Here is a 13,576-nt window from a genome sequence, read left to right on the forward strand (position 1 = left end):
TCGTCACGAACGGGGTAAGTGCAATTATACCTTCGCCGCCGTCAGCATGAGGGCGTCGAGCGCGATCGCGCCTTTTCCTTCAGGATAGACGATGACGGGGTTGAGGTCGATCTCGCGGATCGCGGGTTCGGCGATCAGCACCCGGCCCAGGGTCGCGATGATCTTCGCCACCGCTTCGACGTCGAGCGCGGGGGAGCCCCGGAAGCCGCGCAGCAATGCGGACTGTTTGAGCTTGTGCAGTTCGGCCGTGATCGCATCGATCGTGAGATCGGGCGTGAGCAGGCGCACATCTTGCAGGATTTCCGCCGTGACGCCGCCGAAGCCCGCCAGGATCACCGGGCCCCATTCGGGATCGCTTTTCGCACCTATGATGAGTTCGACCCCGCGCTCGCCCATGCCCTCCAGCAACGCGCCCTCCAGCGTCAGAGCGGCGTCATAGGCGGACACATTGGCGTAGAGGCGGTCCCATCCGGCCCGCAGTTCGTCCGCGTCGCGCAGGTTGAGGACGACGCCGCCCGCGTCGCTCTTGTGGCTGAGGCGGGCGGATTGCGCCTTCAGCGCGACCGGATAGCCGATCTGTCCGGCGGCGGTCAGCGCTTCCTCGACGCTGGTGCAGAATGCGCCCCTCGGGAAGGGGATGCCCAACGGACCGAGGATCTGCTTGGCGCGATATTCCGGGACGACGCCGCCCGCCTGTGGCAGGCCCGGCGCGGGCAGCGGCGAGCTGTCGCCTTCGGAGAAATCGCGGCGAGCATGCTCGTTAAGGCGTTTCAGCGCCCGCAGCGTGCGTTCGGTCGAGGGGAAATAGGGGATGCCATCGGCGCGCAGCTGATCGATATAGGCGGCGGTAATGTCCGCGCCTTCATCGAGCCCGGCGAAGATGACGGGCTTTTGCGGCTTCAGTTCCTCGACAGCGCGCAGGATCGGCGGAAGCTTGATCGCGGCGGTGACCGGATCATTCTGAATGATGCCGACGACCACGCTGCCGAAACGGTCGTCGCCGAACAGCGCGGCAAGGGTGCGGTAGTAGAGGTCGGGTTCGACCAGCCCCTGCGCCGTCATGTCGAGCGGGTTGGAAACGCCCACGAAATCGGGAAGCGCCGCGCGCAGGGCGGGGGCGCTCTCGTCATCCACCCTTGGCAGGTCGAGGTCCAGATCTTCGCACAGGTCAAGGGTCAGCGCCTTGAAAGCGCCGGATTCGCCCAGCACCGCGACGCCGCCCGCCGGGATGGCGGGGCAGCGCAGGGCGATTTCGGCGATGTCGCCAAGCTCCTCCAGCGTTTCGGCGAAGATGGCGCCCGCGCGCGCGACCTTGGCGCGCATCAACTGATAATCGCCCGCCATCGCGCCGGTGTGGGTCGCCGCGGACTCGCGCGCGGCGCTCGACTTGCCGGGGTGGAGGAGGACGATGGTCTTGCCCAGCGCCCGCGCGCGGCCGGCGGCGGCCAGGAAGCGACGGGGCTTGCGAAACTGCTCCACGATCATGGCGATGACCTGGGTGGAGGCGTCCTCCAGCAGATATTCGACATAATCCTCGACCCCGCTGGCGGCTTCGTTGCCGGTGGAGACGGAGAAGCTGAGGTCAAGGTCGCGGCTCGCCAGCACGGTGGAAAGCACGCAGGCCATCGCTCCGCTCTGCGACACGATGCCGATGCCAGCGCCGCCCTTCAGCGGCTTGACGCTGGTTTCCACGAAGGTCAGCGGCACGCGGTCGATGAAGTTGGTCATGCCAAGGCAGTTGGGGCCTTCGATGACCATGCCGCTTTCCGCCGCGATGCGGCCGATCTCGCGCTGTTCGGCGAGGCCTTCTTCACCGCCTTCCGCGAAACCGGCGGAAAAGATGATGGCGGAGCCGACCTTGCGCGCGGCAAGGCCCCTGATCGTGTCGAGCACGGCCGCGCGGGGAATGGCGAGGACGGCGGCGTCCACGCCCTCCGGCAAGGCATCGACCGAGGGAAGGCAGGGCCGCCCGGCAATCTCCGCCCACCTGGGGTTGATGAGGTGAATGCCGCCGGCAAAGCCGTTCCGGTCGAGGTTGGCCAGCACCGATGCGCCCAGCGCGCCGGGCTTGTCCGATGCCCCCACGATCACCACGGACCGGGGACGCAGCAGCCGGTCCAGGGAATGACCGGCTGCGCCTGCTGCGGGAGAGGCTGTGATGGTTTCGACCGTCATGGCTGTCAGGCTTTCGAAATGGGTTGTGCGATGACCTGATATCCCCGTTCGCCCTGTTCCACCGAGCCACTTGTCTCGGTGGAATGTCGAAGGGCTCTGCTGAGGCAAAGCCGAAGCGCTTCGCCATTGGCTCAGCGGAACGCTTCGACAAGCTCAGCCCGAACGGGGCAGGGGGTCATTACTCCGAGGATGAAGGGACTGTCAGGCGTTCTGCCTGGACTTGTCGTATGCGCCGAGGCCCGGCTTGTACGTCTTGTCGTCGATGAACTGCTTGATGCCTTCCTTGCGGCCTTCATTGTCGAAGCTGTTGGCTGCTTCCTGCGCGCGGACCAGATAGTCTTCGGCATTGTCATAGGTCATTTCGCGGACGCGGCGGATGGCGTCCTTCGTCGCCTTGAGCGCGACCGGGTTCTTGGTCAGCAGCACATTGGCGACTTCCGTCACCCGTTCCTTGAGCCGGGCGAGGGGGATCGCTTCATTGACGAAGCCCCATTCGGCGGCCTTCCTGCCATCGATATTCTCGCCCATCAGCGAATGATACATGGCGTTGCGAAAGCTGGTCAGTTCCACCGCGACCTTGGCCGCGCCGCCGCCGGGCAGGATGCCCCAGTTGATTTCGGACAGGCCGAACTGCGCCTCTTCCGCCGCGAAGGCGAGGTCGCAGGCGAACAGTGGACCATAGCCGCCGCCGAAGCACCAGCCGTTGACCATGGCGATGGTCGGTTTCTGATACCAGCGCAGGCGCCGCCACCAGCCATAGCTTTCCCGCTGCGCGCCGCGCGTGCCTTTCAGGCCCTGCGCTTCGGTTTCGCGGAAATATTCCTTAAGGTCCATGCCCGCCGTCCAGGCCGTGCCTTCGCCGGTCAGGACGAGCACGCCCACATCGTCGCGATACTCCAGCTCATCGAGCACGCGCATCATCTGGCGGTTGAGGCGCGGCGACATGCAGTTGCGCTTGTCCGGGCGATTGAGGCTGACCCAGGCGATGCCGTTTTCGACGGTGAAGGCGACGGTTTCCAGTTCGGTCTGCTCGACGCCTTCGACTTGGAGGATGTTGGTCATGATTGCGGTCCTTCAATGAGAATGTCGTCATGCCGGACTTGATCCGGCATCCCGCTGCCTTTGCTCGATGAGGGCGAAGAAGCGGGACCCCGGCCCAGGTCCGGGTGACGGAACGGGTAAGCTAAATCGGATAGTGACCCGGCTCGGTCTCGATCGTGATCCAGCGCAGTTCGGTGAAGCTGTCGATCCCGGCCTTGCCGCCGAACTTGCCGTAGCCCGATGCCTTGACGCCGCCGAAGGGCATCTGCGCCTCGTCATGGACGGTCGGGCCGTTCACATGGCAGATGCCGGACTGGATCTGCCGCGCGACGCGCAGGCCGCGCGCCGTGTCGCGGGTGAAGACGGAGGCGGAGAGGCCATATTCGGTGTCGTTGGCCAGTTCGATCGCATGAGCCTCGTCGCGGGCGCGGATGATGCCGACGACCGGGCCGAAGCTTTCGTCGCGGAACAGCTTCATCGCGGGCGTCACATTGTCGATGACATGGGCAGGCATCAGCACGCCATTGGCATCGCCGCCGGTAAGCTGCGTCGCGCCCGCCGCCAGCGCGTCATCGATCAGCGAGCGGACATGGTCCACCGTCCTGGTATCCACGACCGCGCCCAGCGGCGTCTTGCCCTCACGCGGGTCGCCCACGGCCATGGAGCTGGCTTTCGCCTTGAACCTTTCAGCGAAGGCGTCGGCGATCGCATCCACCACGATGATGCGCTCGGTCGACATGCAGATCTGGCCCTGGTTCATGAAGGCGCCAAAGGCAGCAGCCTTGACCGCTTCGTCCAGATCGGCGTCGTCCAGCACGATCATCGGCGCCTTGCCGCCCAGTTCGAGCAGGACGGGCTTGAGATTTTCCGCGCAGCGCCTGGCGATGATCTTGCCCACGGCGGTGGAGCCGGTGAAGTTGACGCGGCGGACGGCGGGATGGTCGATCATCGCGCCGACAATCTCTCCGGCATCCTGCGGCGCGTTGGTGACGAGGTTGACGATGCCGCCGCCAAGACCCGCTTCCACGAACGCCTCGATGATGAGGCCATGGGTGCGCGGGCACTGTTCCGACGCCTTCAGGACCACGGTGTTGCCGCAGGCGAGCGGCACGGCGATGGCGCGGGTGGCGAGGATGATCGGCGCGTTCCACGGGGCCATGGACAGCACGACCCCGGCAGGCTCGCGGATCGCCATGGAAATGCAGCCGGGCTTGTCGGAGGGGATGACCTCTCCGCCGATCTGGGTGGTGATGCTGGCGGCTTCGCGCACGATCGCGCTCGCCAGCATCAGGTTGAAGCGCGCCCAGCCTTCGGTCGCGCCGATTTCTTCCATCATGGCGCTGACGAAATTGGCGGCCTTGGCATCGAGCGCGTCGGCGGCCTTCAACAGCGCGGCGCGGCGCGCACCGGGCCCGAGCGCCGACCAGCCGGGGAAAGCGGCTTGCGCGGCGTCGACGGCGGCGGTCGCGTCCTGCACGCTGGCGGCGGCGGCGCGGGTGGCGACGTCACCCGTTACGGGGTTGGCGCGTTCGAACGTGGAGGCGGCGGCGCGCGATTCGCCACCGATAACCAAAAGGATTTCCGATGCAGGCATGTCCTGACTCCTTCATTATTGTTATGATCCATAACAACATTGATCGTTATGAACAATAGCATTATGGCAACGGACATGGACCAGCTTGTCAGCCCGAAGACGTTTCACGATCCTGTCTCTTCACGGCTGGGCTACCTCCTGCGGCGGGCGTCTTCGGCGATGATGGCGGATCTGGGCAGCGCGCTGGCGGAGATCGGCCTGCGCCCGGTCGAAGGCACGGTCCTGATCCTGGTCGGCGCCAATCCCGGCTGCATCCAGAGCGAGCTTGGCCGCGTGCTGGGGATCAAGCGCGCCAATATGGTGCCGTTGATCACTGCGCTTGCGGTGAAGGGCTATGTCGAAAAGTCGCCGGTCGACGGGCGTTCGCTGGCGCTGACGCTGACGAAGATGGGCGAGGCGGCGCGGGCGGAGGCGGAAGCGGCGATGGACGCGCATGAGGCGCGGTTCGACAAGCTGCTCGGCGGCCGGGACAGGCAGGCGTTGCGGGACGCGCTGTTGGTGATCGCGGCGGACGGCGAAGAGGATTTTGCGGGATAGGCTGGCCCGGCTCTGCCCTGACAGCGTCTGTCTATCAAGAACGGCTCCGCTCGGCTATGACGGCGGCATGCAGACGCGGCTCGTCGAATATTTTCTGGCGCTGGAGCGGGAAGGCCATTTCGCGCGGGCGGCGGCCTATTGCAACGTGTCGCAGCCCAGCCTGTCGGCCGGGATCGCATCCCTGGAGGAGCAACTCGGCAAGCGGCTGATCCGGCGCGACCGCAAATTCGTCGGTCTGACGGCGGAGGGCGAGGCGATCCTTCCCTGGGCACGGCAGCTTGTCGCCACGGCCGAAGCGATGGAGCAGGCGGCGGAAACCGCGCGCGGGCCGCTGAGGGGCGAATTGCGCCTTGGCTCCATACCCGCCGCCATGCCGGTGATCGGCAGCCTGACCGAAGCGATGCTCAGCCGTCATCCCGGCCTCAACATCTCCGTGCGGGCGCTGACTTCGCGCCAGATCGAGCGCGACCTTGCGGCTTTCGAACTGGATGCGGGCATCACCTATCTCGATTTCGAACCGCCCGCCCACGCGCTGTCCGTGGCGCTCTATTCCGAACGCACCATGTTGGTGAGCGCGGCCGGGGGCATCCCCGTTCCCGATCCGCTCGACTGGGCGGATCTGGCACAACTGCCGCTCTGCCTTCTGCATCAGGGCATGCAGAACCGCCGCATATTGGATTCGCGGCTGGCCGAACGCGGCCTCGCCCTCCGGCCGCGCGTCACCGCCGACAGCTATATCGCGCTGCTGGGGCTGGTGCAGCATGGCAGGCTATGTTCCATCATTCCCGACAGCCACGCCGCTCTGCTGGAAGGGCTGGCATGGGCAAGGATGATCCCGCTGCCCGATATGGACGAAGGCAGCAGGGTAGGCGTGGTCGTGCCGGACAGTGCGCCGCTCGGCCCGCTGGCGCAAGCGGTGCTGAACGTCGCGCGCGAATTGAGACTGCCGCCCGGTTTCGACATGACGTGATAGGATGATCCTATCATTGATAGCTTAGATCGATTTGACCTGACTTGGCGAAGGCCGCACCATGGCCGCACGAAAAGGCCGGACAGGCAGGGTAGAATGGAAGAATTCATCGGCGCATGGACAGCGCGCCACGGTAAGTCGCGTGACAGGCTGCTGCCATTGCTGCACGCGATTCAGGAAGAGGTCGGATATGTCGATGATGCCATCGTCCCGGCGATAGCGCAGGCGCTTAACCTGTCGCGCGCGGACGTGCATGGGGTCATCACCTTCTACCATGATTTCCGCAGGGCCGCGCCCGGCCGCCATGTCGTCAAGCTGTGCCGCGCGGAAAGCTGTCAGGCGCGCGGCGGGGCGGCGATCGAGGAAGCGGCGGCCCGGCGGCTTGGCGTTCCCATGGGGGAAACGCGCGCCGATGGGCAGCTCAGCCTTGAGCCGGTTTACTGCCTTGGCCTTTGCGCGATCGGCCCGAATGCGCTGGTCGACGGACGCCCCGTGGCGCGGGTCGACGCGGCGGCGCTGGAGCGGATCGCGGCGGAGGTGGCGGCATGACGCGGGTGTTCATCAGCCGGGACATGGCCTCCATCGCCCTGGGCGCGGACGATGTCGCGCGCGCCTTTGCGCAGGCGGGGTGCGAGGTGGTGCGCACCGGATCGCGCGGGCTGTTCAGCATCGAGCCCCTGGTCGAGGTGGAGACGGACGAAGGGCGGATCGGCTATGGCCCGGTGGGGCCGCAGGATGTGGCGGCCGTGCTGGACGGCACCCATGGCGCGCGGCTGGGCAGGGTGGACGATCTGCCCTTCTTCGCCGGACAGCAGCGTTTCACCTTCGCCCGCTGCGGCGTCATCGATCCGCTGAGCCTTGCCGATTATGCGGCGCATGGCGGCTGGCGGGGCCTGGAAAAGGCGCGCGGTCAGTCGCCGCAGATGGTGGTGGATGTGGTCAAGGCGTCGGGCTTGCGCGGGCGCGGCGGGGCTGGATTTCCCACCGGCATCAAATGGCAGACGGTGCTGGACGCGTCCGCCGCCACCAAGTTCATCGTCTGCAACGCGGACGAGGGCGACAGCGGCACTTTCGCCGACCGCATGCTGATGGAAGGCGACCCCTTCTGCCTGATCGAGGGAATGGCGATCGCAGCCCATGCCGTGGGCGCGGGCCATGGCTATATCTATATCCGGTCCGAATATCCCTTCTCCATCGCCGCCATGCGCGCGGCGATCGAGGCGTCGGCGCACATCGTCGCGCCCTTCACCCTGGAGGTGCGCGAAGGCGCGGGCGCCTATGTCTGCGGCGAGGAAACCGCGCTGCTCGACAGTATCGAGGGGAAGCGCGGGCAGGTTCGCGCCAAGCCGCCCTTGCCCGCGTTGCAGGGGCTGTTCGGCCAGCCCACCGTCATCAACAATGTGCTGAGCCTGGCTGCCGTGCCCTTCATCCTGGCGGAGGGTGCGGAGGCGTATGCGGCCGTTGGTTTCGGCCGGTCGCGCGGGACCATGCCAGTGCAGCTTGCGGGCAATGTAAAACATGGCGGGCTGTACGAGATCGGCTTTGGCATTACGCTGGGCGAGCTTGTGAACGGCATCGGCGGCGGCACGGCGAGCGGACGGCCGGTGCGGGCGGTGCAGGTGGGTGGGCCGCTGGGCGCCTATTTCCCGCCCGGCATGTTCCACCTGCCCTTCGACTATGAAGCCTTCGCGCAGGCGGGCGGGCTGATCGGCCACGCCGGGATCACCGTGTTCGACGACAGCGTGGACATGGCGCATATGGCGCGCTTCGCCATGGAATTCTGCGCGGCCGAAAGCTGCGGCAAATGCACCCCCTGCCGCATCGGATCGACGCGAGGGGTGGAGATCATGGACCGGATCATCGCCGCACGTGCTCCCGCGCAGTCAGGCGCGGGAGGGCGGATTGCGCCTTCTCGCAATGGCGTGCTGGAAAAAGCCCTTTATTCCCGCGCGCCGGACCGGATCGATGTGTCGGTCGAAGCGCAGACCCGCCTGCTGCGCGATCTCGCCGACACGATGAAATATGGCTCGCTCTGTGCGCTGGGGGGCTTCACCCCCTATCCGGTGCTGAGCGCGCTCGACCATTTTCCCGAGGATTTCGGCGCGCCCGCGCCCATCAAGGAGGCCGCGGAATGACCTTTGCCCGCGAAACCGACCATGGCACCCCGCCAGCATTGTCGACCGGCAAAACGGTCACGCTCACCATCGACGGTCAGAGCGTCACCCTGCCCGAAGGCACCAGCATCATGCGCGCCGCATCGCTGACCGGCGGGTCGATCCCTAAGCTGTGCGCGACCGACAGTCTGGAAAGCTTCGGGTCCTGCCGCCTCTGCCTGGTGGAGGTGGAGGGGCGCGCGGGCTATCCCGCATCCTGCACCACGCCGGTGGCCGATGGGATGGTGGTGCGCACCCAGACCGGCCGGCTGAAGCAACTGCGGCGCGGGGTGATGGAACTCTATATCTCCGACCATCCGCTCGACTGCCTCACCTGCGCGGCCAATGGCGATTGCGAATTGCAGGATCAGGCCGGGGCGGTCGGCCTGCGCGATGTGCGCTACGGCTATGACGGCGCGACCAACATGGGGCAGCTCAAGGACCAGTCGAACCCCTATTTCGACTTCGATCCCAGCAAGTGCATCGTCTGTTCCCGCTGCGTGCGCGCCTGTGAGGAGGTGCAGGGCACCTTCGCGCTGACGATCGAGGGGAAGGGCTTCGATTCCAAGGTCGCCGCTTCGCAGGACGACAGCTTCCTTGGTTCCGAATGCGTGTCCTGCGGCGCGTGCGTGCAGGCGTGCCCGACCGCCTCGCTGATCGAAAAGAAGGTGGTCGAAACCGGAACGCCCGACCGCGCCGTCGTCACCACCTGCGCCTATTGCGGCGTCGGCTGCACCTTCCGCGCGGAAATGCGGGGCGAAGAACTGGTGCGCATGGTGCCGTGGAAGGAAGGCAAGGCCAATCGCGGCCATAGCTGCGTCAAGGGCCGCTTCGCCTGGGGCTATGCCCGGCACCGCGACCGCATCCTCAATCCCATGATCCGCGCGTCGGTCGACGAACCGTGGCGCGAAGTGTCGTGGGAGGAAGCGATCGCCCATACCGCCAGCGAGTTCCGCCGCATCCAGGCGAAATATGGCACGCGCAGCATCGGCGGCATCACCTCCAGCCGCTGCACCAATGAGGAAACCTTCCTGGTCCAGAAGCTGATCCGCCAGGGGTTCGGCAACAATAATGTCGATACCTGCGCGCGCGTCTGCCACTCGCCGACCGGCTATGGGCTCAGCAAGACCTTCGGCACCTCCGCCGGGACGCAGGATTTCGACAGCGTGATGAAGGCCGACGTGATCCTGGTCATCGGCGCCAATCCGACGGACGGGCATCCGGTCTTCGCCTCGCGCATGAAGAAGCGGCTGCGGCAGGGCGCGAAGCTGATCGTCATCGATCCTCGCCGCACCGACCTGGTGAAGTCGCCCCATGTCCAGGCGGAACATCATCTTCCCCTGCGCCCCGGCACCAATGTCGCCATGCTGACCGCGCTCGCCCATGTGGTCGTGACCGAAAAGCTCTATGACGAAGCGTTCATTCGCGCGCGCTGCGATTGGGACGAGTTTCAGGACTGGGCGGATTTCGTGTCGGAACCCGCCCGCTCCCCCGAAGCGATCGAGCCGCTGACCGGCGTCAGGGCGGAGGAGGTGCGCGCCGCCGCGCGCCTTTACGCCACGGGCGGCAATGGGGCGATCTATTATGGCCTGGGCGTTACCGAACATAGCCAGGGCAGCTCGACCGTCATGGCCATCGCGAACCTTGCCATGGCCACCGGCAATGTCGGGCGCGAAGGCGTGGGCGTGAACCCGCTGCGCGGCCAGAATAACGTACAGGGCGCCTGCGACATGGGCAGCTTCCCGCATGAGTTCAGCGGATATCGCCATGTCTCGGACGGTGCGACGCGGGGACTGTTCGAACGCGCCTGGGGCGTAAGGCTCGATCCCGAACCGGGCCTGCGCATTCCCAACATGCTCGACGCCGCGACCGATGGCCGTTTCAAGGGCATATTCATTCAGGGCGAGGACATTCTGCAATCCGACCCCAACACCCACCATGTCGCTGCGGGCCTTGCGGCGATGGAATGCGTGGTGGTGCAGGACCTGTTCCTCAACGAAACCGCCAACTATGCCCATATCTTCCTGCCCGGATCGACCTTTCTGGAAAAGGACGGCACTTTCACCAATGCCGAACGGCGCATCCAGATGGTGCGCAAGGTGATGGCCCCGCTCAACGGCTATGCCGATTGGGAAATCGTGCAGCTGGTCGCCAACGCCATGGGGCTGAACTGGACCTATGATCATCCATCGCAGATCATGGACGAAATCGCGGCGCTGACGCCGACTTTCGCGGGCGTGAATTATGACCGGCTGGAGGCGGAAGGATCGCTGCAATGGCCCGCCAACGAAGCCGCGCCCGCCGGGACGCCGACCATGCACATAGACGGTTTCGTGCGGGGCAAGGGCAAGTTCGTCGTCACCGGCTATGTGCCGACCGATGAGAAGACCGGCCCGCGCTTCCCGCTGCTGCTGACCACGGGGCGCATCCTCAGCCAATATAATGTCGGCGCGCAGACGCGGCGGACGGGCAACACGGCCTGGCACCCGGAAGACCGGCTGGAAATCCATCCGAGCGATGCGGAGAACAGGGGCCTGAAGGATGGCGACTGGGTGACGCTGCGCAGCCGGGCGGGGGAGACGACCTTGCGCGCGCTCATCACCGAACGGGTCGCGCCCGGCGTCGTCTATACGACCTTCCACCATCCCGAAACGCAGGCGAACGTCATCACTACCGACTTTTCCGACTGGGCGACCAACTGCCCGGAATATAAGGTGACGGCGGTGCAGGTCTCCGCCTCCAACGGTCCCAGCGAATGGCAGCAGGACTATGCGGCCCAGGCGCGCAACAGCAGGCGCATTGCGCCGCTGGAGGCGGCGGAATAGGATGGCGGGCATGAGCGATGATATCGAGGTTATGTCCACGACCGGCAGGCTGATCTACATGGCGCACCAGATCGCCCTCAATCTGGCGACCATGGGCGAGGAGGGCGCGGTCACGGCGCTGACCGACCATCTGACCAGCTTTTGGGACCCGCGCATGAAGGAGCAGATCATCGCCATCGCCCGTGATGAGCCGGATCGCCTGTCCCCCCTTGTGGCGGCGGCGGTCGCCCGCATGGCGCAGGGAAGGGCCGCGCCGCATCCCGATGAGGAGCAGTTCAATTCCGTGAATGAGGTCGGGCATTGCGACGCTGGCTAGGCGCTTCACGATGACGCCCCCTGATGATGAGAGCGGCGCGCCGCTTTCCCGCCTGTCCTTCGCGCGGCTGACGCCTGATGGCGGCACGGCGGTTGCTGGCCGCGCGCTCGCCGACGAGGTGCCGGTCGCGATCGAGTTCAACGGCATCGGCTATGCCGTGCTGATGGCGACACCGGCCGATATCGACGACCTGATATTGGGATTCGCCCTGGCCGAGCGGCTGGCCGGGCCCGAAGATCCTCCCTTCGACGTGGATAGCCACCGCACGGATCGGGGCATCGTCGCCCGCGCCACCTTGCCCCAGACGCGGACCGCCGCCTTGCTCGACCGCGTGCGGCACCGCGCGTCGGAATCCTCCTGCGGCATTTGCGGCATCGAAAATCTGGAGCAGGCCATCCGCCCCTTGCCCAGGGTGATCGCCCCGGCTGCGGCGGGCCGCGCGGCCATATTCCGCGCCCTTGCCAACCTGTCCGATCATCAGCCGCTCAATGCCGAAACCGGCGCCGCCCATGCCGCCGCATGGGTCACAGCGGACGGGACCATCCGTCTGGTGCGGGAGGATGTCGGGCGGCACAATGCCTTCGACAAGCTGGTGGGGGCGATGCGCCGCATGGATGCGGGGTGGGACGGCGGCTTTGCGCTGCTGTCATCACGCTGTTCCTATGAACTGGTGGAAAAGGCGGTCCTGTCGCAATGCCCCCTGCTCGTGACGATCTCCGCCCCCACCCGTCTGGCGGTGGAACGTGCCGAAGCTGCGGGCCTTCCCCTTATCGTCCTGGCGCGCAGCGATGCGCTGCTGGCGCGGGGTCTGGCCAACGGCTTCTGACGGGGCGGAGAGGTCAGCGATCCACCGGCACGAGGCGCTGCAATCTGCGGCCCTGCACTTCCGCCACATAGATGACGCCCCGGCTGTCGCTGTCGATCAGGTGAGGTCCCTTGAACTCACCCGGACCTGTCCCGGCCTGGCCGATCGTGCCGATCACCCGCAGCCGTTTGCGGTCGATGACCACCATCATGCCGTTGCCCCAGTCGGCGGTGAACAGATAGCGTTGATCGGGATCGCGCGAAAAGGTGATGCCGGACACGGTCAGCGGGTTCGCCAGCCCCCGGTTGACCACGACCTCGCCCAGGAACTTGCCTGTCGCCGTGAAGGCCTGAATGCGCTGATGCCCGCGATCGGAGACATAGACCGTGCCGTCCCGCGCCCGCTCGACGCCGTGCACCCCTTCGAAATCCTTCGCCTCGCCCGATACCGGCATTTGCTTTTGCGGGGCCGGGGAGGGCGCCTGCTCTGGCGGCGGCGCGCCGTAAGCGCCCCACTGGCGCAGAAACGCCTTGTCCCGTTGCGACAGCACCACCAGCCTCTGATTGCCATAGCCGTCCGCGACATAGACTTCCCGTGCACGATCATCGACGAAGATGTCGCCCGGCGCATGGAAATTCCGCCGGTCGAAATTCCCCCTCGTCGCGCCGCGCCGTCCGATCTGGCGAAGGAAACGCCCGTCCCGGCTGAACACCAGGATCATGTCGTCCCCATGCCCGGCGCTGCGGTCATTGCCGCCGATCCACACTTCGCCGTTCGCCGCAACCGCCAGGCTGTGCTCGCTCCCAGGCCATTCATATCCTTCCGCCGGGCCGCCAAAGCCGCGCAGATACCGTCCCTGTTCGTCGAATTCGGCGATCGGCGGCGCGACCTGGGCGGGATCGCGATCCTTTACCGTGCGGGGCCGGTGCAGCACCCACACATGATCCCGCCCGTCGACCGCGACGGCCACAACCTCGCCCATGGTGAGACCGGCGGGAAGCTTCAGCCAATCGGTTTCATAGCGGAACTGCGGCATGGGCAAGGTCACGGGACCGGCGGAGGACGCCGCGACCGTCAAAGGCGCGGTCATTGCAAGCAACAGGATGGAAGGCAGCGAAAATCTGAACATCACAATCTCACTTCTGCCAAGGGTTCCAACA

11 protein-coding genes are annotated in these 13,576 nt (G+C 66.2%); 7 read left to right on the forward strand and 4 right to left on the reverse strand.

Translation table 11 applies throughout. From position 1 onward, the window contains the following. Window positions 1-24: 24 nt before the first annotated feature. The 3 genes from ET21_RS0119815 to ET21_RS0119825 form a co-directional block, all read right to left on the reverse strand. Window positions 25-2,175: an acetate--CoA ligase family protein gene (locus ET21_RS0119815; protein ID WP_030541023.1), complete on the reverse strand. Its 2,151-nt coding sequence runs from the start codon at window positions 2,173-2,175 to the stop codon at window positions 25-27. Window positions 2,176-2,376: 201 nt separating this feature from the next. Continuing rightward, window positions 2,377-3,237, reverse strand: coding sequence for a p-hydroxycinnamoyl CoA hydratase/lyase (locus tag ET21_RS0119820; protein WP_030541024.1), 861 nt, complete (start codon window positions 3,235-3,237; stop codon window positions 2,377-2,379). Window positions 3,238-3,358: 121 nt separating this feature from the next. Further along, the gene (locus ET21_RS0119825; RefSeq protein ID WP_051768260.1) at window positions 3,359-4,810 is read right to left on the reverse strand and encodes an aldehyde dehydrogenase; all 1,452 of its coding nucleotides are present in this window, start codon (window positions 4,808-4,810) and stop codon (window positions 3,359-3,361) included. Window positions 4,811-4,885: 75 nt separating this feature from the next. Here ET21_RS0119825 and ET21_RS0119830 point away from each other — a divergent pair, with 75 nt between their 5' ends. The 7 genes from ET21_RS0119830 (at window position 4,886) to fdhD (ending at window position 12,437) form a co-directional block, all read left to right on the forward strand. Further along, window positions 4,886-5,347, forward strand: coding sequence for a MarR family winged helix-turn-helix transcriptional regulator (locus ET21_RS0119830; RefSeq protein ID WP_030541026.1), 462 nt, complete (start codon window positions 4,886-4,888; stop codon window positions 5,345-5,347). 67 nt (window positions 5,348-5,414) lie between these two features. Further along, a complete protein-coding gene (locus tag ET21_RS0119835; RefSeq protein WP_030541027.1) occupies window positions 5,415-6,317 on the forward strand; it encodes a LysR family transcriptional regulator in 903 nt (300 codons plus the stop codon). A gap of 96 nt (window positions 6,318-6,413) precedes the next feature. Then, complete coding sequence (locus tag ET21_RS0119840) at window positions 6,414-6,866, forward strand: formate dehydrogenase subunit gamma (RefSeq protein ID WP_030541028.1); 453 nt, start codon at window positions 6,414-6,416, stop codon at window positions 6,864-6,866. Beyond that, window positions 6,863-8,452: an NADH-quinone oxidoreductase subunit NuoF gene (locus ET21_RS0119845; protein ID WP_030541029.1), complete on the forward strand. Its 1,590-nt coding sequence runs from the start codon at window positions 6,863-6,865 to the stop codon at window positions 8,450-8,452. Before ET21_RS0119840 ends, ET21_RS0119845 begins: the two co-directional genes overlap by 4 nt. Further along, window positions 8,449-11,295 carry a formate dehydrogenase subunit alpha gene (gene fdhF, locus ET21_RS0119850; RefSeq protein ID WP_030541030.1) on the forward strand — a complete coding sequence of 949 codons (2,847 nt, stop codon included), beginning with the start codon at window positions 8,449-8,451 and terminating at the stop codon, window positions 11,293-11,295. The genes ET21_RS0119845 and fdhF overlap by 4 nt, the downstream gene beginning before the upstream one ends. A gap of 10 nt (window positions 11,296-11,305) precedes the next feature. Further along, entirely contained in the window at window positions 11,306-11,611 is a 306-nt protein-coding gene (locus tag ET21_RS26075) for a formate dehydrogenase subunit delta (protein ID WP_081856805.1), read from the forward strand. A gap of 10 nt (window positions 11,612-11,621) precedes the next feature. Then, a complete protein-coding gene (gene fdhD / locus ET21_RS0119860; protein WP_051768261.1) occupies window positions 11,622-12,437 on the forward strand; it encodes a formate dehydrogenase accessory sulfurtransferase FdhD in 816 nt (271 codons plus the stop codon). A gap of 13 nt (window positions 12,438-12,450) precedes the next feature. On the opposite strand, the gene ET21_RS0119865 is transcribed toward fdhD, so the two are convergent. Beyond that, the gene (locus ET21_RS0119865; protein ID WP_051585306.1) at window positions 12,451-13,545 is read right to left on the reverse strand and encodes a hypothetical protein; all 1,095 of its coding nucleotides are present in this window, start codon (window positions 13,543-13,545) and stop codon (window positions 12,451-12,453) included. Window positions 13,546-13,576 lie beyond the last annotated feature (31 nt).

Origin of the sequence: Sphingobium sp. DC-2 (assembly GCF_000722555.1) — a bacterium.
In the GTDB taxonomy this organism is placed as follows: Bacteria; Pseudomonadota; Alphaproteobacteria; order Sphingomonadales; family Sphingomonadaceae; genus Sphingobium; species Sphingobium quisquiliarum.

What these genes read in the sequence shown, in the direction of transcription:
- ET21_RS0119815 (WP_030541023.1), bottom strand. Translation starts at nt 2,175, where the DNA reads ATGACGGTCGAAACCATCACAGCCTCTCCCGCAGCAGGCGCAGCCGGT.
- ET21_RS0119820 (WP_030541024.1), bottom strand. Translation starts at nt 3,237, where the DNA reads ATGACCAACATCCTCCAAGTCGAAGGCGTCGAGCAGACCGAACTGGAA.
- ET21_RS0119825 (WP_051768260.1), bottom strand. Translation starts at nt 4,810, where the DNA reads ATGCCTGCATCGGAAATCCTTTTGGTTATCGGTGGCGAATCGCGCGCC.
- ET21_RS0119830 (WP_030541026.1), top strand. Translation starts at nt 4,886, where the DNA reads ATGGACCAGCTTGTCAGCCCGAAGACGTTTCACGATCCTGTCTCTTCA.
- ET21_RS0119835 (WP_030541027.1), top strand. Translation starts at nt 5,415, where the DNA reads ATGCAGACGCGGCTCGTCGAATATTTTCTGGCGCTGGAGCGGGAAGGC.
- ET21_RS0119840 (WP_030541028.1), top strand. Translation starts at nt 6,414, where the DNA reads ATGGAAGAATTCATCGGCGCATGGACAGCGCGCCACGGTAAGTCGCGT.
- ET21_RS0119845 (WP_030541029.1), top strand. Translation starts at nt 6,863, where the DNA reads ATGACGCGGGTGTTCATCAGCCGGGACATGGCCTCCATCGCCCTGGGC.
- fdhF (WP_030541030.1), top strand. Translation starts at nt 8,449, where the DNA reads ATGACCTTTGCCCGCGAAACCGACCATGGCACCCCGCCAGCATTGTCG.
- ET21_RS26075 (WP_081856805.1), top strand. Translation starts at nt 11,306, where the DNA reads ATGAGCGATGATATCGAGGTTATGTCCACGACCGGCAGGCTGATCTAC.
- fdhD (WP_051768261.1), top strand. Translation starts at nt 11,622, where the DNA reads ATGACGCCCCCTGATGATGAGAGCGGCGCGCCGCTTTCCCGCCTGTCC.
- ET21_RS0119865 (WP_051585306.1), bottom strand. Translation starts at nt 13,545, where the DNA reads ATGTTCAGATTTTCGCTGCCTTCCATCCTGTTGCTTGCAATGACCGCG.